Here is a 19216-nt window from a genome sequence, read left to right as displayed (position 1 = left end):
AGATCGCATCCTATGAAACAGGCCCTTCTCGCCGCGTCCCTGCTCGCGCTCGCGCCGCCCGCGCTTGCCGCCGAACAGAAGTTCATGGTCACGGAATTCGAAGGCATCTCCGTTTCGGTTCCGCACAAGGTGATCGTAGCGACCGGCAAGGCGCCCGGCGTGCGTGCCGTCGGCGACCAGAAATCGATCGACCGCCTGGATGTTCAGGTTTCCGGCGGCACCCTGCGCATCCGCGAAAAGAAGTCGGGCACCTGGTTCACATGGAACGACGGCGAGATGCTGACCCTTTATGTCACCACGCATACGCTCGGCAGCGCGCGGCTCGCCGGGTCGGGGGACATTGCCGTCGATCGCATGAAAGGCCAGGACGTGAAACTGGCTGTTTCCGGCTCCGGCGATCTCAATGTCGGCGTGGTGACGGCGGACCGCATGGACATTTCGCTTGCCGGGTCCGGCGACATGGCGATGACCGGCACATGCGGCGCGGCGACGATATCCATCGCGGGGTCGGGAAATGTCGACGCGCCCGGCCTCAAGTGCCAGTCGCTGACGGGCAAGATCGCGGGCTCGGGGGATATCACCGCCGATGTCGCGAAGCATGCCAAGCTCAGCATCGCGGGCTCCGGCGACATCAAGATTCTCGGCAAGCCGCAGTGCGAGGTCAAAACGCTCGGCAGCGGCAAGGTCAGTTGCGGCGCCTGATCGCCGCCTAGCGCAACCGCAGCGACTGCGCGGCGTGCCGAAAGGTCGCGTCGCGCGCGACGGCTTCAAAACGCGCGATGTGCGGGTGCAGGCGCGCCTGCCACGGCTCGCCGAGCCTGTCAACGACACCGACCATCGCTTCGAGACGGCGCAGCTGCGTTAGCCCGTTGGACCGGGAAAGAAGCGCAAGCACGCCGTCGATGACGCCCAGCAAGCGCAGCGCCTCGGCCGCCGTACGCCCGTATTCGCCGCCCACGGCATCGAGAAGATCCTCCACCGTCGCTGCGGCGCGCACGGTAACGCGGTCGAGCGAACCGTGCAGGAACGCGATCGGGCTTTCCGGGGCGCCGCTGCGTGCAAGGCTCTCGCGCGCCGCGATGCGGACATGCACGGGCAGTCCGGCAAACGGCCCCTTCATCCAGTGATCGAGCCGCGCGCGGAAACGCTCGAAGCTGACACCCTTCACCAGGAAATCGTCCACGCCCGAAGCCACGCCCGCCTTGATAAGCTCGGCCGTATCGTCCGCGCTCATCAGGATGATGGGGAAGCTCTTGAGGCCGCGCTCCGTGATGCGCTCGGCGAGCGCATAGCCGGAAAGGCCCGGCATGTTGAGATCGGTGACGAGCAGCGACGGCCCCCGCTGGACGATGCGCTTGAATGCGGATTCCGCGTCGCTGAACAGCGTTGCCTCATAGCCCGCCGCTTCCACCGCACGCCCGTAGAGTTTGGCGACAAGTCGCTCGTCATCGACGAGAATGACCTCCGCCGTCACCGGCCTAACCCGCCAGGCCCGTCGCCGCGGCGAGGCCGAGGAAGAACAGAAAGCCCAGCACGTCCGTCGTCATGGTGACGAACACGGGCGAGGAGACCGCCGGATCGATGTCCATCCGGTCGAGCGTCAGCGGCACCATGACCCCGGCGACGCCTGCGACGAGGATGTTCCCGATCATCGCCACCCCCATCACCAGCCCGAGCTGCACGTTCGAGAAATAGAACCCTGCGGCAAGGCCGACCAGCAACGCGATCGCTGCGCCGTTGATGAGCGCGACGCGGATTTCCTTGGAGATCGTGCGCCGCGTGTTCACTTCGGTCAGCTGATCCGTGGCGAGCGCGCGCACCGTCACCGCCATGGTCTGCGTCGCGGCATTGCCGCCGAGCGCCGAGACGATCGGCATCAGAATGGCGAGCGCCACCATCTTCTCGATCGTACCCGCAAAGAAACCGATGACGATCGAAGCCAGGATCGCGGTGCCGAGATTGACGATCAGCCAGCGCAGGCGCGTGGAGACGATTTCCCGCACGCTGTCGTTGATGTCCCCGTCACCTGCGCCCGACATGCGCATGATGTCCTCGTCGGCCTCTTCCTGAATGATGTGGACGACGTCGTCGACGGTCACGACACCCACGAGGCGGCCGGAAACATCAACGACCGCCGCCGAGATCAGCGCGTATTTCTGGAAACGCAGCGCCACTTCTTCCTGATCCATATCGACCGGGATCAGTGTCTGCTCGCGCTCCATCACCTCGCTGACGAGCACGTTGCGCGGCGAGCGCAGCACCAGCGAGAGGCGCATGGTCCCCACCGGTTTGTGCGAAGGATCGACGACGAAGATTTCCCAGAAATCGCTGGCCACGTCGTCACCGGCCTGCCGCAGGAAATCGATGACCTGACCGACCGTCCAGTATTCAGGCACCGCGATAAGGTCGCGCTGCATCAGGCGGCCGGCGGATTCTTCCGGGTAGCCCAGCGCCTCTTCGATCGCGGCGCGTTCGTTGGCGGGGAGCGAGCGCAGGACCTCGGCCTGGTCCTCCTCGTCCATGTCCTCGAGGATGGCGACCGCGTCGTCGGTTTCCATCTGCGTAACGACGTCCGCGACCTGCCCCGCATCGAGCACGTCGATCAACTGTTCGCGCACCACCTCGTTCATTTCCGAGATGACGTCGGCGTCAAGCAGGTCGCCGAGCGCGGCGGCGAGAAGCTGGCGTTCCTGCGGCTTCACCTGCTCGACGAGATCGGCGATATCGGCGGGGTGCAGCGGCCCGGCGAGTTCCTGCACGCGCGCCGCGTCCCCCGCGGCGAGCGCCTCCGTCACCTCATCGACGAACGCGCCCGTCAAACGGTTGTCTTCCAGTGCCTCGCGCGGCGCCGGAGCGTGATCCTTATCCTGAACATCGTCGGTCATGCCGCTGCTTATAGCGTGCGGGGGTTACATTTCCATCGCAAGGGATCGCCGGTGAAGCGCTGCGAACGCTTTTCCTTCAAAGGCTTCGCGCCGCCGCCGATACGTCTCGGATCGGGTTCAGCGCTTTTCCGTCTTGCAAGCGTACATCGCCGTATCGGCGAAGCGCAGGGCGCCTTCCACCGTTTCTCCCGGCGACAGGATGTGCAGGCCGGCGGAAATCGTGACGGTGAAGCGATCGCTCCCCAGCCACACCGGCTTCGCGGCCACGGCAGCCACGATCTGCTCCATCTTCGCGCGCGCCTGTTCGCCATCGACATGCCGCAGGACAACGGCGAATTCGTCGCCGCCGAGCCGCGCGATCGTATCGGATTCGCGCAGTTTCGCGCGCAGGGTTTCCCCGATGTGCACGAGCGCCGCGTCTCCGGCGAGGTGGCCGTGAAGGTCGTTGATCTCCTTCAGCCTGTCGACATCAATGAAGATCAGCGCCGCGCGCACCCCGTGCCGTCCGACCTCCGCCAGCGTCCGGGCGAGATCGCGCATCAGGCCGCGCCGGTTGGCGACCGGTGTGAGTTCGTCCGCTTCCACCAGGCGTTCGAGTTCCTCGATGCGGCGGCGCGCGACCGCCAGCGTTCTGCGCAGTTCCTCGGTTTCCGCAAGCAACGCGACGAAAGCGTCCCGCAGGTGCTCGGGAAGCGCGGCGGCCGCCACCTCCGCAATCGCGGTGGCGGGCTCGGCGTCGGGAATGCCCGCCAGTGCATCGCCTATGGCAGGCACCGACGCAAGCGCGGCGCGTGTCTGGACGCGCCCGTAGGCACGTGCAGCGCGTCCGCCTTCATCGATACGCGTCATCCTGTTCTCCCGGCCGTTTCCGGTTCCGATCGTCACTCTGCCCATAAAATAATGTGCGTAAGGTGAACATAGACAGCGAGGCGGAGCGAAAGTAGGTTGCGGCGCTTCGGAGAAGGACGCGCAGGGAAGCATGCCGGAAACACCGCCGCTGGTCGGCATCATCATGGGAAGCCAGTCCGACTGGGAAACGATGCGCCATGCCTCGGAAACCCTGGAAGCGCTTGAAATTCCACATGAAACCCGCATCGTTTCGGCGCACCGCACGCCAGACCGGCTGTACAGCTATGCGCACGGCGCGGCTGCGCGCGGGCTCAAGGTGATTGTTGCGGGCGCGGGCGGCGCGGCGCACCTGCCGGGCATGGCCGCCGCGATGACCGCGCTTCCCGTGCTTGGCGTGCCCGTCGAATCGAAGGCGCTGAAGGGCATGGACAGCCTGCTTTCCATCGTCCAGATGCCCGGCGGCATCCCCGTCGGCACGCTCGCCATCGGCAAGCCGGGCGCCATCAACGCCGCGCTGCTCGCCGCGGCGATCCTCGGCACGCACGACACAGACGTTCACGAGCGGCTGGTCCGTTGGCGCGCGAAGCAGACCGAGGCGGTCGCCGAAAACCCTGAATGATTGCGCCCGGTTCCACCATAGGCATCCTCGGCGGCGGCCAGCTTGGGCGTATGCTCGCTCTCGCGGCGGCGAACATGGGCTACCGCGTTCACATCTTCGCGCCCGAAACCGAACTTCCGGCCGCCGACGTCTCCGCCGCCGTCACGCGCGCGGCCTACACCGACCATGCGGCGCTCGAAGCCTTCGCCGCCGCCGTCGATGTCGTGACGGTCGAATTCGAGAACGTCGATGCTGAAAGCCTTGCGTTTCTCGAAGCGCGCGTCCCGACCCGGCCCGGCGCACGCGCGCTGCGCATTGCGCAGGATCGCCTTGTCGAGAAGGATTTTTTCACCGGCCTGGGCGGCCGCGCCGCACCGTACCGCGCCGTCTCGTCGCGCGCCGAGCTTGAAACGGCCGTGCGCGAGATCGGCACCCCCGGCATCCTCAAGACCCGCCGGTTCGGTTATGACGGCAAGGGCCAGGTTCGCATCGACGCCGATACGATGCTGGACGCCGCGTGGACGGACATCGGCGAGAACCCCTCGATCTACGAAGGCTTCGTCCGCTTCGATGCGGAGTTTTCCATCCTGCTCGCCCGTGCCACGGATGGAAGCAGCGCCGTTTATCAGGCGCCCCGCAACACCCATGCGAACGGCATCCTCGTCCTCTCCGAAATTCCCGCACCGGCCGCGCTCTCCGCGCACATCGAAGCGGCGGCTGCAATGGCGCGCAAGGTCGCCGATGCCCTCGATTATGTCGGGCTCCTGACGCTCGAATTCTTCGCCTGCGCGGACGGCCCCGTGTTCAACGAGATGGCCCCGCGCGTTCACAACAGCGGCCACTGGACGATCGAGGGTGCGCACACCAGCCAGTTCGAGAACCATATTCGCGCGATCTGCGGCCTGCCGCTGGGCGAAACGGGGCTCAGCGCGCACGCCGTCCGCATGAAGAATCTGATCGGCGAGGACGCAAACGACTGGGCCGCGATACTCGCGGACCCGCGCGCCCATCTGCATCTCTACGGCAAGAGCGAGGTCAAGCCCGGCCGCAAGATGGGCCACGTCACCTGGCTTGAATAGAAACGCGGAAAAGCCCCTCTCCTTCAGGGGAGGGGTTGGGGTGGGGCGGTTCCGCCCTGCGCTGCGTCTGATAGAGAGGCCCCGCCCCTCTGCGCCCATCATCCCGAGCGAAGTCAGGGGATGCACAACCCGTCAGCCACCCCGCCGCTCGAACAGCCACACGCGGATCGCACTGGAAAGATTGGTCGTCCGCGCCTCGTCGATTTCCGCGACGAGCGCGTTGACGGAACGCCCCTCGCCGTCAGCCTCGGCCACCAGCGCGTCCCAGAACACAGGCTCGAGGCTCACCGAAGTGCGATGCCCGGCGATCGTCACCGAGCGTTTGATGAGCCCCGACATGCCGGGATCAATACATGTGCTGGCCGCCGTTGATCGACAGCGTCGATCCGGTCACGAAGCCCGCATCCTCGGCGCAGAGGAAGCCGACGCCGCGCGCGATCTCGCTCGCCTTGCCGAGCCGTCCGACGGGGATTTTGGCGACGATCTTCTCAAGCACCGGCTCGGGCACTGCGGCGACCATGTCGGTATCGATATAGCCCGGCGCAAGCGCGTTCACCGTAATGCCGAAACGCGCGCTTTCCTGAGCGAGCGCCTTGGTGAAACCGTGAATGCCCGATTTCGCCGCCGCGTAGTTCACCTGGCCGTACTGGCCGCCCTGCCCGTTGATCGAGCCGATGTTGACGATCCGTCCGTAGCCGCGCGATTTCATGCCGTCGAACACCGCCTTGGCCATGTTGAAACAGCCGCCGAGGTTCACGTCGATAACCTCGTCCCAGCCTTTGCGGTCCATCTTCATCAGCGTGCCGTCGCGCGTGATGCCGGCATTGTTGACGAGAATGTCGACCGGCCCGAGATCGGCCTCCACCTTGCGCACGCCGTCCTGGCAGGCATCGAAATCCCCGACGTCCCATTTGTAAGCGGGAATGCCTGTGCGCTCGGTGAACTCGCGGGCCTTTTCATCGTTGCCGCCGTAATTGGCGGCGACTTTCATCCCCATTTTCTGAAGTTCGAGGCTGATCGCCTCGCCGATGCCCCGCGATCCGCCGGTAACGATTGCCACGCGCGCCATGATGATTGTCCTCCCAAGTACAATAGACCGTTACTGCCCGCTTTTTTCATTTGTGTTGCAATCAATGACCCGATTCGCGCCAACCGGCAAGTTCGCGCGCCGCAAGCCCGGAAAGCATCTGCATCCCCGCAGTTCCCGCATTGAGACAGCGCAAATAGGCGAAATGGGTTCCACCCGCGTGGAAGAATGTCTCGCGGCCCTGGATCGCGATTTCCTCCAGCGTCTCGATGCAATCCGCGCTGAAGCCGGGGGCGATCACGGCCACCTTGCGGATGCCTTCGCCGGGAAGCGACTGGAGCGTCTTGTCGAGATAGGGCTTCAACCATTCCGCCTTCCCGAAACGGGATTGAAACGCCGTGCGGAAACCGGCCTCGCCGACCCCCAGGGCCTCGCGCAGCAGCCGCGCGGTTTTCTGCGCGTGACAATGATACGGATCGCCCAGATGAAGCGTCCGCTCCGGCATCCCGTGGAAGGATGCCACGACGACGTCGGGCGTGAAATCGAGCGCCGCCATCTCCGCGCGCGCGTCCTGCGCAAGCGCGGAGATATAGAGGGGGTCGTCGTGATAGGGCGGCAGCACGCGCAGCGCGGGTTGCCAGCGCATGTCCTTCAGAACGGCGCCCACCTTGTCCACGACGGTTGCCGTCGTCGCCGCGGAATATTGCGGGTAGAGCGGCATCACCAGAATACGCGTGCAGCCCGCCGCCTTCAGCGCCGCGAGCCGTTCGGGGATCGAGGGATTCCCGTAACGCATCGCGAAATCCACCGTCACGTCGGGCAGCGCCGCCTGGAGCAGTCCGGCCTGATCCCCGGTGATGACGCGAAGCGGCGAATCTCCCCGCTCCCGATCCCAGATCGAGGCATAGAGCGCCGCGCTCTTCGCCGGACGCGTATTGAGAATGATGCCGCGCAGGATAGGCTGCCACAGCAGCGCCGGGATTTCGACAACGCGCCGATCCGACAGAAACTCCTTCAGATAGCGCTTCACCACCGAGGCTTCCGGCGCGTCGGGCGACCCCAGGTTCACGATCAGCACGCCGATTCTCGCGTCGGCGATCCGCGGGTGGTCTGCGGGCTGCATCAGTAGCGGTAAAGCGGCAGATCGCGCAGGCGTTCGCCCGTCGCCGCGAAGATCGCGTTCACGAGCGCGGGGGCGAGCGGCGGCACGCCCGGCTCGCCGACACCGCCGGGCGGGGCATCCGATGTCATGATGTGGACGTCAATCTCGGGGGTCTCGTCGATCCGCAGCAACGGATACGAATCGAAGTTCAACTGCTCCGCTTCCCCCTCGGCAAAACGCACCTGTCCGTGCATGGCGGCCGTGAGGCCGAAGATGATCGCGCTTTCCATCTGCGCCCTGATGATGTCCGGGTTCACGACACGCCCGCAATCGACCACGCAGGTCACGCGCTTCACCGTCACCTGTTCGATGCTCGGCGCCTCGACCTCGACGACCTCCGCGACGATCGAACCGAAGCTCCTGTGGATCGCGATCCCGCGCCCGATGTGATCTTCGCTCACCGCCGAAAAGCTGCCGCGCGACGCGGCGGTCTTCAGCACTTCGGCCTCGCGGGAGCCCTCCTCCATCATGCGCAGACGAAACTCGAACGGATCGATCCCGGCGGCCTGCGCCAGTTCGTCAACGAAACTCTCGCAGAAAAACGCCGTGTAGCTGTGGCCCACCGAGCGCCAGTAGCCGAGCGGCACGGGCGTCGGCACATCGACATGCGCGGCGCGGAACACGGGCACGGAATAAGGGATGGAGAGCGCACCCTCCAGCATCGCCGCGCTGTCCCCGCCGCTCGCGAGCGCGGGGATGTTGCGCGACATGAAGCTCTCACCCAGGTTCGGCGCGGCGATCTTGATATCGAACGCGCCGATCTTCTTGTCGGCGTTCACGGTGCCGCGCATACGCGCCTTGGCGGGCGGGCGGTACATATCGCGCGCCATGTCTTCCTCGCGGTGCCAGATCAGCTGCACCGGCCGGCCCGCGTCGCGCGCGATCAGCGCGGCCTGCACCGCCGCATCGACCTCCGCCTTGCGCCCGAAACCGCCCCCGAGCAGCGTCGGGAACACCGTCACGTCCTGTTCCGCGACGCCGAGCGCATCGGCCACACGCCACACCACAAGCGTCGCGGACTGCGTGGGCACCCAGACTTCCACCTTGCCGTTTTCGACGCGCGCCGTCGCCGTCATCGGCTCCATGCAGGCGTGGGCGAGGAACGGAACCGAATAATCCGCTTCGATCCGCTTTCCGGTCTCGAGCCCTTCGTCGATGTCTCCGCTCGTGGCGAAAATCGTGCCGTCGTCGCCGTGGAGCGCCTCGTCGAGCGCCTCTTCGATGGCAAGACTGTCGGCCATCGATTCGCCGGGCTCGAAATCCGCGTTGACGAGATCGAGCGCCTGCCGCGCCGCCCACCAAGTGTCGCCCGTTACCGCATACCAGCGCGGCCCGATGACCAGTCCGATCACACCGCCCTTGCGCGCCGTCTTCGGCAGCTGGGCCGTGAGCCCCGCGGCGCCGTGCGGCGCGCCGCGAACAGCCGCGTAGATCATGCCGGGCAACCGAACATCCGCACCGAACTGCGCGCTGCCGTCCACCTTGCCGGGCGTATCGAGCCTCGGCATCGATTTGCCGAGAAAAGGCCCCGTACCGTCGGCGCGCCATTGCGGCTCGTCGGGCGCATCATCGGGATCGATGTCGGCGAGCAGGTCCTTGAACGCGATTGTCTTGCCGCCGGGCGCGACGACGAATCCGTTCACCGTGTCGCAGGCCGCCACATCGACATCAAGCCACTTCGCCCCCGCCGCGCAGAGCAGCGCGCGGGCGGCTGCGCCTGCGGTTCGCAGCGGCTCCCAATGGGCCGCGACGGAGGTTGAACCGCCCGTCAGCTGGAGCGAATACCGCTCGACCACCGTTGTCGCCGCCCAGCGCACGATGCCCTGCAGGAAGCCCGGCGCTTCCGCCGCCATGCCTTCCGCCATCGCGCGATTCGCATAGGCCGGATGCACCGGCGCGGGCTCCACCGACACCGTCTTCCAGTCCGCGCCGAGTTCGTGCGCCAGAAGCTGCGGCAGCGATGTGTAAACGCCCTGCCCCATCTCCGCCTGCGGAACGGCGACGACGATCCGCCCGTCCGCCCCGATCTTCAGCCAGGCATTGATGAGCGTCTCGTCCTCGCGAACCGCGAGGTTCAGCGGCACGCGGCGCGGCCACACGGCATAGCCGATCGCAAGCCCCGCGCCCGCGCCGATACCGATCAGCAGCTTGCGCCGCGAAATCTGCGGCAACTTCGGAAGCGCCCGTTTCCGGGGAGGCGGCGGGGTCTGTAACGGCTGGGGAGCCGGCGGCGTCTTGTCGTCCATCCCAGCGGTTTATCGCGGACGCAAGACCCTGTCGATGCGGCGTCTCAGATCATCGCGGCGGGGTTCGAGAACACCTTCACCACCTCCGGCTCGAAGCTTTCGAGGCTATCGACATCGAAGCCCGGATCGAACGCCGGCGCATCCCACTCGTCCACCAGCCGGCAGGCGAAGCCGTACCAGGGCTCGTCCTTGAACTGCAGCCGAAGGTCGGTCGGCTTGCCCATGTGATCGTAGTAATACCGGCCCTGAAAATGCTGGTGCCAGTAAACGGCGTGATAGAGCGAGTCCGAAACGTAGGGCTTCAGCGCTTCGGCCGCGATCTGGCCGTGGTTCGGCACCGACATGATTTTGCCCATGTCGTGGCACAGCGCGGCCACCACCTCTTCGTCGCTCGCGCCCGCGCGCCGTGCGAGCGTGCCGGTCATCAGCGAATGGGTCAGCTGGTCGGCGGCGAAGCCGAGCACCATGTCGCCGAGCCGCCGGAGCGTGTCCATGATCTGCATGGGCGCCGCCGCCTTCTGGTGCACCGCATGTTCGCGCGCGATGATCATCCAGTCGGCCCGCGTGCCGTCCAGCATGTGCCGGAACTTCGCCTGGCTCTGTATCTCCGGGTTCGTCGCCATAACCGTTCTCCTCTCCCCGCCTGCTTATGCCGCGTCCGCCTGATGAACGTCGCGGTAGGTCTTGCGCAGGCTGACCTTGTCAATCTTCTCCGATCCGAGCCGGGGCAAGGGCTCTGCCGATATCCAGAGCCGTGCAGGCACCTTGAACGCGGCAAGATGCTGGCGCGTGAAATCGATAACGGCTTCGGGCTCCGCCTTTTCGCCCGGTTTCAGATAGATCACGGCGCCCACGATTTCGCCGAGCCGGTCATCGGGAAGCCCGAACACGCTTGCCGCCATCACCGCCGGGTGCGCGTAAATCGCGGCCTCCACCTCCTGGCAGCTGATGTTCTCGCCGCCGCGGATGATGATGTCCTTCTTCCGATCGACGATGAACAGGAAGCCGTCCTCGTCGAGATAGCCGAGGTCGCCGGTGTGGAACCACCCCGCCTTGTCGAAGGCCTCCGCCGTTTCCTTGGGCCGCCGCCAGTAGCCGCGCACGTTCGCCGCCGAGCGGATGCACACCTCGCCGACCGCACCCGCCGCCAGCGCAGCGCCGTCGTCGTCAAGGATCGCGATCTCGACAACGGGTTTCGAAGCCCGGCCCGTCGAGGTCGGCCGCGCGAGATAGGATTCGCGCAGGATACCGGCGCCCACGCCGTTCGTTTCCGTAAGGCCGTAGCCGATCGCGGGCTTGCCCGTGGGGATCGCCTTCGCCAGCCGCTCGACATGCTCGGCAGGACGCGGCGCGCCCCCGGCGGCCCAGTCGGTCACGGTGGAAAGATCATACTTGGCACGCTCCGGGTGCGACATGATCTCGTGCGTCATCGTCGGCACGCCGACGAAATAGGTGCACTTTTCCTTGTCGATCAGCCGGATCGCCTCGCCCGCGTCCCAGCGGTGCATCATGATGAACTTGCGCCCGATCGCGACCGACACCAGCATCAGCGGCACGAGCCCCGTCACATGGAACAGCGGCACGGTCAGCAGCATGATCTGCTGCGGCGGCACATATGCGCCCGAGGCTTCGGAGAGCTTGAGCAGCGCGAGGCCCTGCACCAGATACGAAAACGTGCCGTGCACGGTGCCGCGATGGGTCGATACCGCCCCCTTCGGGAAACCCGTGGAACCCGACGTGTAGAGGATGCTGACATCGTCTTCGGGCGCGAGCGGCGGCAAATACCAGGTATCGCTCGGGCCGCTTTCGAGAAGATCGTCGAGAAGATCCGCGCCATGTTCCGCCGCGACGCCGTGGCTGGCGCGAACGACCACGACCGGCACCGACAGGCCCTCGATCTGGGCGAGCCTCCGCAGGCGCTCCTCGTCCGCGATCACCAGCCGCGCGCCGCTGTCGGCAAGCCCGTAGGCAAGCTCTTCGGGCTGCCACCACGCATTCATCGGCACGACCACCGCGCCCAGGTGAACGAGGCCGATATAGGCCATGATCCATTCGGGATAGTTGCGCATGGCGATGGCGACCCGGTCGCCCTTGGCGATGCCGTATGTGTGCTGCACCGCCGCCGCGATGCGCAGCGCCTTGGCGTAAACCTCCGCGAAGGTCATCCGCTCCTCGCCGTAGACGAGGAATTCGCGCGCGGCATTGTGCGCGAAGAAGAACTGGAAAAACTCGCGCATCGTCGGCGGCGCGTTCTTGAAGACCTTCAGCGGCACGCCCCGCACGGTCTTGTCGATGATCTCCAGCTGGCCGCCGGGAGCCGTGATCGCCGCGACGGCCTTGTCCTGTGCCTTGTCGAGTTCAGTCAGCATTTCAGTACCCTAGCATACGCGCGAGACGATCGCCATGAAACGACAGGTCGCCGAAGCTCGTTTCGGCGGCGCGGGCGCGCTTCATGTAGAAGCCGATATCATAGTCGTCGGTCATGCCGATGCCCCCGTGCATCTGCACGCCTTCGTTGGTCGCGAGCCGCGCCACCGCGCCCGCCTTTGCCTTGGCGAGGCTGGCGTAGAGCGGCGCGTCCTTGTCCCCCGCGTCGATCGCCTGCGCGGCTTTCAGCGTTGCCGATTTCGCAAGCTCGATCTCGCAGTAAAGCTGCGCCGCGCGGTGCTGGAGCGCCTGAAAGCTGCCGATCCTGCGGCCGAACTGCTCGCGTTCCTTGAGGTAGCCCACCGTTATCGTGAAACTCTGCGCCGAAACGCCGACCATCTCGGCGGCAAGGCACGTGCGCCCCGCGTCGAGCACCCGGTCGAGGATCGCCGCGCCTTCGCCCACCGCGCCGATCACGTCGGCGCCGTCCACCTGCACGCCGTCCAGGCGGATGTCGGCGGCGTTGCGGCTGTCGACCATCTGCGTGCGCTTCACCGTCACGCCCGCCGCGTTCGGATCGACGAGGAACAGCGTGATCCCGTCCCGCTCATCATCCTCGCCCGAGGTCCGCGCCGCGACGATCAGCCTGTCGGCGACATGCCCGTCGAACACGAAGGTCTTCGCGCCGGTGAGCCGGAAGCCGTTCCCCGCCGCCTCGGCGCGCGTGCGGACAAGATGCGGCGCGTGGCGCGAAGCCTCGTCGCTCGCCAGCGCCAGCAGCAGGTCGCCCGCCGCCAGCTTCGGCAGCAGCGCGGCCTGCTGTTCAGCGTTCGCTTCGCCGAGCGCCGTCGCGCCGAGCACGGCGGTCGAAAGGAACGGCGACAGCGACAGGTTTCGACCGATCGCGTCCTGAATGAGGTTCGCCGCGACGAGCCCGAGCCCGCTACCGCCGTGCGCCTCGGAAACCAGCACGCCCGCGAACCCCATCTCCGCCATCTTCGTCCACAGATCGCGCGAGAAGCCGGTCGCGTCGGCAGCGTCACGCAGCCGCCGAAGCGCCGATACCGGCGCTTCGGACGCGAAAAACCCGTCCGCCGCCTCGCGGATCATCGCCTGTTCGTCGGTCAGCACCAGCGCCATCGTCACTCCTTACGCATCGGGCAGCGCGAGCACGCGCTTGGCGATGATGCCGAGCTGCACTTCCGCGGTGCCGCCTTCGATCGAGTTGGCGCGCGAGCGCAGCCACGCCTTCGCCATGTCGCCGTCATGCGCGCCCTCGCCGTCCCACAGCAGTCCGTCGCTGCCGAACACGCTCATTAGCAGCTCCTGCCGCGACTTGTTCAGCTCCGAACCGACATGCTTCAGCATCGACGAGAGATGCCCGATGTCCTGCCCGGCCTTTGCCTCGTCCTTCACGCGCTCCATGGTGAGCGCGAAGCACAATGTATCGATGTCGTGCCGCGCAAGGTCCACGCGCAGGCCCTCATCGGCGAGCGTGCCGTCCGCCCGCGTGCCGACGCGCTTCTTCGCGACCTGCGCCGCCGTGTCGCGCCCGCCGGTGCCGAAGTCGGCGCCGATCGAGCTGCGCTCGTGGGTCAGCAGATACTTCGCGATCGACCACCCCTTGCCGCGCGCGCCGACGAGGTTGTCCTTGGGCACCTTCACGTTGTCGAAGAAGGTCTGGCAGAACGGCGAATAGCCGCTGATGAGCTTGATCGGGGAGGTCGAGACGCCCTCGGAGGCCATGTCGAACAACAGGAAGCTGATCCCCTCGTGCTTCGAGGCGTCGGGCTCGGTGCGGACCAGACAGAAAATCCAGTCGGCCTGATCGGCATAGCTCGTCCAGATCTTGGAGCCGTTCACCAGCCAGTGGTCGCCCTTGTCCTCGGCCTTCGTCTTCAGGGCGGCAAGGTCCGACCCCGCGCCCGGTTCCGAATAGCCCTGGCACCAGCGAATCTCGCCGCGCGCGATCTTCGGCAGATGCTCGGCCTTCTGCGCTTCACTACCGTATTTCAGCAGCGCCGGCCCCAGCATCCAGATACCGAACGAACTGAGCGGCGGCCGCGCATGGATACGCCGCATCTCCTCGGCCAGAATCTTCGCGTCCTCGGGGGAAAGTCCGCCGCCGCCGTATTCCTTCGGCCATTCCGGCACGGTCCAGCCGCGCGCCGCCATGCGTTCCAGCCACAACCGCTGCGCCGCGTTCTTGAAGCGAACATTGCGCCCGCCCCAGCAGACGTCGGCTTCCTCCAGAACCCGCTCGCGCATCTCGGCCGGGCAGTTCGCCTCCAGCCAGGCGCGCGTCTCGCCGCGAAACTCTTCCAGCGGCTCGGCCATAGGCCAAAACCCTCCCCGCATGATTGCGTTATGCTCCCCCGGCACTATGGTGCGCGGCGTCTACAGGGGCAATCCCATCGATTTTGGGGGCAGACAGTCACGTGTTCGCAATAGAAGCCGCGCTCAATTATCCCAGCATCGATCCGATCTGGTTCTCCATCCCCGTGCCGTTCACGGAGGCCGAGCTGCCGATCCGGTGGTACAGTCTTGCCTATATCGGCGGCATCGTCGTCGCGTGGTGGTATCTGCTCAGGATGCTGGCGAAGCCCGGCGCGCCGATGGCGCGGCGCCATGCCGACGATCTCGTCACCTGGGTCACCCTCGGCATCATCCTGGGCGGTCGCATCGGCTACGTGCTCTTCTATGATTTCGAGCGTTTCTTCGGCCCCGAAGGCCACATCTCCGACATGTTCAAGCTATGGGAAGGCGGCATGTCGTTCCACGGCGGGGCGGCGGGCGTTTCGATCGCACTCCTTATCTACACCTGGAAGCACAAGCTGAGCTGGCTGCGCGTGCATGATTATATCGCCTGCACAATCCCCTTCGGCCTGTTCTTCGGGCGCATCGCCAACTTCATCAACGGCGAGCTATGGGGCCGCGCGACGGATGTGCCGTGGGCGATGAAGTTCCCCACCGGCGGCGACATCCTGCGCCACCCGAGCCAGCTCTACGAGGCGGGCCTTGAGGGTCTCGTGCTGTTCGCGATCCTCTGGTATCTCTTCTGGAAGACCGATGCGCGCTACAAGCCCGGCCTTCTCGTGGGCGCCTTCATGCTCGGCTACGGCCTCTTCCGCTTCATCGTCGAATATTTCCGCGAGCCCGACGCGCAGCTCGGCACGCTGTCGTGGGGTCTCACCATGGGCCAGACGCTTTCCACCGCGATGATCGTGGCCGGTGCCTACTTCGTCGCAACCGCCGGAAAGCGCGCGCTCGCGAAATGACCCCGCTGGGGAGGAAGCTCGCCGCCGAGATCGCGCGCGGCCCGATCGGCGTCGACCGCTACATGGCCGAATGCGTCGCGGCCTACTACGCCGGGCGCGATCCCTTCGGGCGCGGCGGCGATTTCACCACCGCGCCTGAAATCAGCCAGATGTTCGGCGAGATCATCGGCCTGTGGATGGCGGACCTGTGGGACCGCGCCGGGCGGCCCGCCCGCGTGAACCTCGTCGAACTCGGCCCGGGACGCGGCACGCTGATGGCGGACCTGCTGCGCGCCGCCCGCACGCTTCCCGCCTTCGCCGACGCGATCGCCGTCCATTTCGTGGAAACCAGCCCCACCCTCCGCGCCGCGCAGGCGCAGCGCATCCCGACCGCCACATGGCACGATGATCTGTCAGGGGTGCCGCAAGGCGCGCCCCTCCTCGTCATTGCCAACGAATTCTTCGACGCCCTCCCCATCCGCCAAGATGTATACTTCGAAGGCGCCTGGCACGAACGCCGCATCGGACTCTCCGCCGATAACTTCGTCTACATACCCCAAGCCGAAACGATCCGAGAAACCTCCCCGGCCCGCGCCCGATACGCGACCACCCTCGCCGCCAGGATCGCAGCAGACGGCGGCGCAGCCCTCCTCATCGACTACGGCTACGAAGGCCCCGCCGAAGGCGACACGCTACAGGCGCTCGCCGCCCACACGCCCACCGATCCGCTGGCGGCCCCCGGCGAACACGACCTCACCGCCCACGTCGACTTCACCGCGCTCGCCGAAGCAGGCCGCGCAGCGGGCACCCATGTTTCGCCGCTCACACTGCAAGGCCCGTTCCTGCGCGCCCTCGGCATCGAAGCCCGCGCCGAGCGCCTCTCGCGCGGGCTCGACCCGGAAGCCCGCCATGCTATAGCGGGCGCAATGCGGCGGCTGACCCTGCCGCAAACGATGGGGAGCCTGTTCAAGGTGCTTGCATTCACGCACAAGGATTGGCCCGAACCGTCAGGGTTCGGCGCATGAGCATCACGATCCGCACACCGACCGAAGCCGACCTCCCCGCGCTCTGCGACCTTGGTCGCGAGACGTTCATCGAGACGTTCGGGCACCTTTATGCCAAGCACGATCTCGACCATTTCCTGGTGACAGTGTTCGGTCCCGACGGAATGCCGGTGGAGTTCGCCGATCCTGCCTTCGCATTCCGCATCGCCGAGGCGGAGGGGCAGATGCTCGCCTATTGCAAGGTCGGGCCCGCCTATCTGCCTACGGACGACGACGGGCGGAGCAAGTGCGAGCTTCGCCAGCTCTATATCCTGAAAGCCTGGCACGGGCGCGGCATCGCGCAGACGATGATGGACTGGGCGCTGGACTGGGCGAACGCGGGCAACTGGCAGGACATGTATCTGAGCGTCTGGGCGGAAAACCATCGCGCGCAGACGGTCTATGCGAAGTACGGCTTCGAGAAGGTCGGCGAGTTCGACTTCATGGTCGGCGCGCACGCCGATCACGAGTTCCTCTATCGCAAGGTGCTGCGTCCATGACTATTCCTGTGGTTCCGGCCGCCGCGCTCGCCGTGCCGCACGGCTTTCTCGGCCGCCAGGGCGGGGTTTCCGAAGGCATCGTCGCGGGCCTCAACGTCGGCCTCGGCTCGCAGGACGACCGCGCCGCCATCGCCGAAAACCGTCGCCGCGCGGTGGAGGCCGTGCTGCCCGGCGCCGCGCTTGTCACGCTGCATCAGGTGCACAGCCCCGATGCGATCGCCGTGACCGCACCTTACGCGGACGACTCCCGCCCGCATGCGGACGCGATGGCGACGGCAACGCCGGGCGTGCTGCTGGGAATATTGACGGCGGACTGCGCGCCCGTGCTGCTTGCCGACCGCGACGCAGGTGTCGTCGGCGCCGCGCACGCAGGCTGGAAGGGCGCGCTCGGCGGCGTTACCGACAGTGTCATCACCGCCATGGAAGGCCTCGGCGCGCGCCGCGACCGCATCGCCGCCGCCGTCGGCCCCTGCATCGCCCGCGCCTCCTACGAGGTCGACGACGCCTTCTTCCGGCGTTTCTGCGAAGCGAACCCGGAAAACGAACGATTCTTCCTCGCGGGCCGCGCAGGGCACCACCAGTTCGACCTTGAAGCCTATGTCGGCGCGCGCCTCGCGGCGGCGGGTCTCGGGCGGGTCGAACTTCTCGGGCAGGACACCTACGCGAACGAAGCGGCATATTTCAGCTTCCGCCGCGCCACGCATCACGGCGAGGCGGATTACGGCCGCCAGATTTCGCTGATCGGGATTCCGGCATGACCGCCAGCCGCGTTGGTTTCTGGGGCGGTATCGCTTTCTTCCTGCTGCTGCTCGCACTGCCCGCACCGGCAGGCCTGAGCGAACCGGCGTGGCGCGTCGCCGCGATCACGCTGCTGATGGCGACATGGTGGATGACGGAGGCAATGCCGATCACCGCCACCGCCTTCCTGCCGTTCATTCTCGGCCCGCTGCTCGGCGTGATGACCGCAGAGGACGTTGCCGGGGAATATTACTCGGGCGTGCTGTTCCTGCTGCTCGGCGGCGCGTTCATCGCGCTCGCCATCGAGCGAACCGGGCTCCATCGGCGCGTCGCGCTGTTCATTGTGTCGCACGGCGGGACCAGCGTACGGGCGCTGCTCTTCGCCGTCATGACGGCGACGGCGCTTCTTTCGATGCTGGTCTCGAACACCGCGACGGCGCTGATTATGCTGCCCATCGCGATGTCAGTGGTGAAGGCGAGCAGGGGCGACGGCCCGCGCACAGGGCCCGATCCCTTCGCCATCACGCTGACGCTCGGCGTCGCCTATGCGGCCTCGATCGGCGGGCTCGGCACGCTCGTCGGTTCGCCGACCAACGTCATCGCCGCCGGGCTGATCGAGAAGACTACCGGCTATGTGCTCGACTTCCCGACGTGGGCAGCGTTCGGTATTCCGATCGTGCTCATCTCGATCCCGGTGTGCTGGTGGCTGCTGATCACGCTCAACCGGCTCGGCCATGCCAGCCTCAATGCCGATCAGGTCCGCGAGGCCATCGGCGAGGCCGGGCCCTGGACATCGCCGGAAAGACGCCTGGTTCCCATCATCGCCGTCACCGTACTCGCGTGGGCATTCCTGCCCTTTATCGAAGGCGGCGTACTGCCCAGGGGCGCAATCAACGACGGCACCATCGGCATCGTCGCAGGCAGCCTGCTGCTGGTGATCCCCGGCGGCGACGGACGCCCGCTTCTCCGCTGGCCGGAGGCGCGCGCGGCGCCGTGGGACGTGATCATGATGTTCGGCGGCGGCCTTGCGCTTGCCGCGCTCATCACGACGACGGGCCTTGCGCAGTGGATCGGCGACCAGCTGACGCCCTTCACCAGCATGCCGGTGTGGATCGTGGCGACGATCGTCGTCGCCGTCATCATCCTCGTCACCGAGTTCGCGTCCAATGTGGCGACCGCGAGCGGGTTCATTCCTGTCATCGCCGGTATGGTGGTGGTCAGCGGGATCGACCCGGCGCTGCTCGCGGTTCCCGCAGCGATGGCGGCGAGCTGGGGTTTCATGCTGCCTTCGGGCACGGGGCCCAACGCTTTCGCCTACGCCACCGGCGAGCTGCGCGTCGCCGACATGGTGCGCGCGGGCTTCCTGCTCGACCTCATCGGCCTTCCGATCATCGTCGGTTGCGTGTTCGCCGTTGCAACGCTGATGTCATAGTCGTTGCCCGCCGTGCATCCGGGGGTTAGTGAA

The 19216-nt window shown here is 66.5% G+C and carries 19 protein-coding genes; 8 read left to right on the top strand and 11 right to left on the bottom strand.

All coding sequences use genetic code 11. The annotated features are described in order from the left end of the window. Positions 1-12 precede the first annotated feature (12 nt). Positions 13-702, top strand: a complete 690-nt coding sequence (locus GGQ98_RS07095) for a head GIN domain-containing protein (protein ID WP_184067171.1) — start codon at positions 13-15, stop codon at positions 700-702. A gap of 7 nt (positions 703-709) precedes the next feature. On the opposite strand, the gene GGQ98_RS07090 is transcribed toward GGQ98_RS07095, so the two are convergent. From GGQ98_RS07090 to GGQ98_RS07080, 3 genes are all read right to left on the bottom strand, one after another. Further along, entirely contained in the window at positions 710-1474 is a 765-nt protein-coding gene (locus tag GGQ98_RS07090) for a response regulator (RefSeq protein ID WP_184067168.1), read from the bottom strand. Between the two features lie 4 nt (positions 1475-1478). After that, on the bottom strand, positions 1479-2885 hold the full coding sequence (gene mgtE / locus GGQ98_RS07085) for a magnesium transporter (RefSeq protein ID WP_184067165.1): 1407 nt from the start codon (positions 2883-2885) through the stop codon (positions 1479-1481). Positions 2886-3002: 117 nt separating this feature from the next. Then, the gene (locus tag GGQ98_RS07080; protein WP_184067162.1) at positions 3003-3734 is read right to left on the bottom strand and encodes a GGDEF domain-containing protein; all 732 of its coding nucleotides are present in this window, start codon (positions 3732-3734) and stop codon (positions 3003-3005) included. A gap of 130 nt (positions 3735-3864) precedes the next feature. On the opposite strand from GGQ98_RS07080, the gene purE reads away from it, so the two are divergent. Next, positions 3865-4353 carry a 5-(carboxyamino)imidazole ribonucleotide mutase gene (gene purE, locus GGQ98_RS07075; protein ID WP_184067160.1) on the top strand — a complete coding sequence of 163 codons (489 nt, stop codon included), beginning with the start codon at positions 3865-3867 and terminating at the stop codon, positions 4351-4353. Beyond that, on the top strand, positions 4350-5411 hold the full coding sequence (locus GGQ98_RS07070) for a 5-(carboxyamino)imidazole ribonucleotide synthase (protein WP_184067157.1): 1062 nt from the start codon (positions 4350-4352) through the stop codon (positions 5409-5411). The genes purE and GGQ98_RS07070 overlap by 4 nt, the downstream gene beginning before the upstream one ends. Positions 5412-5543: 132 nt before the next feature. On the opposite strand, the gene GGQ98_RS07065 is transcribed toward GGQ98_RS07070, so the two are convergent. The 8 genes from GGQ98_RS07065 to GGQ98_RS07030 all read right to left on the bottom strand — a co-directional run bounded on the left by GGQ98_RS07065 (position 5544) and on the right by GGQ98_RS07030 (position 14550). Beyond that, positions 5544-5750 (bottom strand): ribbon-helix-helix domain-containing protein, encoded by a 207-nt coding sequence (locus GGQ98_RS07065; protein ID WP_184067154.1) that lies wholly within the window; start codon positions 5748-5750, stop codon positions 5544-5546. Positions 5751-5757: 7 nt separating this feature from the next. Beyond that, positions 5758-6480, bottom strand: a complete 723-nt coding sequence (gene phbB, locus GGQ98_RS07060) for an acetoacetyl-CoA reductase (RefSeq protein WP_184067151.1) — start codon at positions 6478-6480, stop codon at positions 5758-5760. A 61-nt stretch (positions 6481-6541) separates the two neighbouring features. After that, positions 6542-7561, bottom strand: a complete 1020-nt coding sequence (hemH, locus tag GGQ98_RS07055) for a ferrochelatase (RefSeq protein ID WP_184067148.1) — start codon at positions 7559-7561, stop codon at positions 6542-6544. Continuing rightward, entirely contained in the window at positions 7561-9771 is a 2211-nt protein-coding gene (locus GGQ98_RS07050; RefSeq protein ID WP_184067145.1) for a xanthine dehydrogenase family protein molybdopterin-binding subunit, read from the bottom strand. The genes hemH and GGQ98_RS07050 overlap by 1 nt, the downstream gene beginning before the upstream one ends. 119 nt (positions 9772-9890) lie before the next feature. After that, positions 9891-10469 (bottom strand): HD domain-containing protein, encoded by a 579-nt coding sequence (locus tag GGQ98_RS07045; RefSeq protein WP_207791300.1) that lies wholly within the window; start codon positions 10467-10469, stop codon positions 9891-9893. A 24-nt stretch (positions 10470-10493) separates the two neighbouring features. After that, positions 10494-12215, bottom strand: a complete 1722-nt coding sequence (locus tag GGQ98_RS07040) for a class I adenylate-forming enzyme family protein (protein ID WP_184067142.1) — start codon at positions 12213-12215, stop codon at positions 10494-10496. A gap of 1 nt (position 12216) precedes the next feature. After that, the gene (locus tag GGQ98_RS07035) at positions 12217-13353 is read right to left on the bottom strand and encodes an acyl-CoA dehydrogenase family protein (protein ID WP_184067139.1); all 1137 of its coding nucleotides are present in this window, start codon (positions 13351-13353) and stop codon (positions 12217-12219) included. A gap of 9 nt (positions 13354-13362) precedes the next feature. Further along, positions 13363-14550 carry an acyl-CoA dehydrogenase family protein gene (locus GGQ98_RS07030; RefSeq protein WP_184067134.1) on the bottom strand — a complete coding sequence of 396 codons (1188 nt, stop codon included), beginning with the start codon at positions 14548-14550 and terminating at the stop codon, positions 13363-13365. A gap of 101 nt (positions 14551-14651) precedes the next feature. On the opposite strand from GGQ98_RS07030, the gene lgt reads away from it, so the two are divergent. From lgt to GGQ98_RS07005, 5 genes are read left to right on the top strand one after another with little or no spacing between them, the layout of a single operon-like run. After that, positions 14652-15491 (top strand): prolipoprotein diacylglyceryl transferase, encoded by an 840-nt coding sequence (lgt, locus tag GGQ98_RS07025; RefSeq protein WP_184067131.1) that lies wholly within the window; start codon positions 14652-14654, stop codon positions 15489-15491. Beyond that, positions 15488-16495, top strand: coding sequence for a class I SAM-dependent methyltransferase (locus GGQ98_RS07020; RefSeq protein WP_184067128.1), 1008 nt, complete (start codon positions 15488-15490; stop codon positions 16493-16495). The genes lgt and GGQ98_RS07020 overlap by 4 nt, the downstream gene beginning before the upstream one ends. Then, positions 16492-17013 carry a GNAT family N-acetyltransferase gene (locus GGQ98_RS07015; protein ID WP_184067125.1) on the top strand — a complete coding sequence of 174 codons (522 nt, stop codon included), beginning with the start codon at positions 16492-16494 and terminating at the stop codon, positions 17011-17013. Before GGQ98_RS07020 ends, GGQ98_RS07015 begins: the two co-directional genes overlap by 4 nt. Further along, on the top strand, positions 17010-17771 hold the full coding sequence (gene pgeF / locus GGQ98_RS07010) for a peptidoglycan editing factor PgeF (RefSeq protein WP_184067123.1): 762 nt from the start codon (positions 17010-17012) through the stop codon (positions 17769-17771). Before GGQ98_RS07015 ends, pgeF begins: the two co-directional genes overlap by 4 nt. Further along, a complete protein-coding gene (locus tag GGQ98_RS07005) occupies positions 17768-19183 on the top strand; it encodes an SLC13 family permease (RefSeq protein WP_184067120.1) in 1416 nt (471 codons plus the stop codon). The genes pgeF and GGQ98_RS07005 overlap by 4 nt, the downstream gene beginning before the upstream one ends. Positions 19184-19216: the final 33 nt, after the last annotated feature.

It is taken from the genome of Sphingosinicella soli (assembly GCF_014199685.1).
In the GTDB taxonomy this organism is placed as follows: Bacteria; Pseudomonadota; Alphaproteobacteria; order Sphingomonadales; family Sphingomonadaceae; genus Sphingosinicella; species Sphingosinicella soli.
This window is presented reverse-complemented; position numbering and strand designations above follow the sequence as displayed.

What these genes read in the sequence shown, in the direction of transcription:
- GGQ98_RS07095 (WP_184067171.1), top strand. Translation starts at nt 13, where the DNA reads ATGAAACAGGCCCTTCTCGCCGCGTCCCTGCTCGCGCTCGCGCCGCCC.
- mgtE (WP_184067165.1), bottom strand. Translation starts at nt 2,885, where the DNA reads ATGACCGACGATGTTCAGGATAAGGATCACGCTCCGGCGCCGCGCGAG.
- GGQ98_RS07035 (WP_184067139.1), bottom strand. Translation starts at nt 13,353, where the DNA reads ATGGCGCTGGTGCTGACCGACGAACAGGCGATGATCCGCGAGGCGGCG.
- GGQ98_RS07065 (WP_184067154.1), bottom strand. Translation starts at nt 5,750, where the DNA reads ATGTCGGGGCTCATCAAACGCTCGGTGACGATCGCCGGGCATCGCACT.
- pgeF (WP_184067123.1), top strand. Translation starts at nt 17,010, where the DNA reads ATGACTATTCCTGTGGTTCCGGCCGCCGCGCTCGCCGTGCCGCACGGC.
- GGQ98_RS07080 (WP_184067162.1), bottom strand. Translation starts at nt 3,734, where the DNA reads ATGACGCGTATCGATGAAGGCGGACGCGCTGCACGTGCCTACGGGCGC.
- GGQ98_RS07030 (WP_184067134.1), bottom strand. Translation starts at nt 14,550, where the DNA reads ATGGCCGAGCCGCTGGAAGAGTTTCGCGGCGAGACGCGCGCCTGGCTG.
- GGQ98_RS07045 (WP_207791300.1), bottom strand. Translation starts at nt 10,469, where the DNA reads ATGGCGACGAACCCGGAGATACAGAGCCAGGCGAAGTTCCGGCACATG.
- GGQ98_RS07040 (WP_184067142.1), bottom strand. Translation starts at nt 12,215, where the DNA reads ATGCTGACTGAACTCGACAAGGCACAGGACAAGGCCGTCGCGGCGATC.
- GGQ98_RS07070 (WP_184067157.1), top strand. Translation starts at nt 4,350, where the DNA reads ATGATTGCGCCCGGTTCCACCATAGGCATCCTCGGCGGCGGCCAGCTT.
- GGQ98_RS07005 (WP_184067120.1), top strand. Translation starts at nt 17,768, where the DNA reads ATGACCGCCAGCCGCGTTGGTTTCTGGGGCGGTATCGCTTTCTTCCTG.
- phbB (WP_184067151.1), bottom strand. Translation starts at nt 6,480, where the DNA reads ATGGCGCGCGTGGCAATCGTTACCGGCGGATCGCGGGGCATCGGCGAG.
- hemH (WP_184067148.1), bottom strand. Translation starts at nt 7,561, where the DNA reads ATGCAGCCCGCAGACCACCCGCGGATCGCCGACGCGAGAATCGGCGTG.
- purE (WP_184067160.1), top strand. Translation starts at nt 3,865, where the DNA reads ATGCCGGAAACACCGCCGCTGGTCGGCATCATCATGGGAAGCCAGTCC.
- GGQ98_RS07015 (WP_184067125.1), top strand. Translation starts at nt 16,492, where the DNA reads ATGAGCATCACGATCCGCACACCGACCGAAGCCGACCTCCCCGCGCTC.
- GGQ98_RS07020 (WP_184067128.1), top strand. Translation starts at nt 15,488, where the DNA reads ATGACCCCGCTGGGGAGGAAGCTCGCCGCCGAGATCGCGCGCGGCCCG.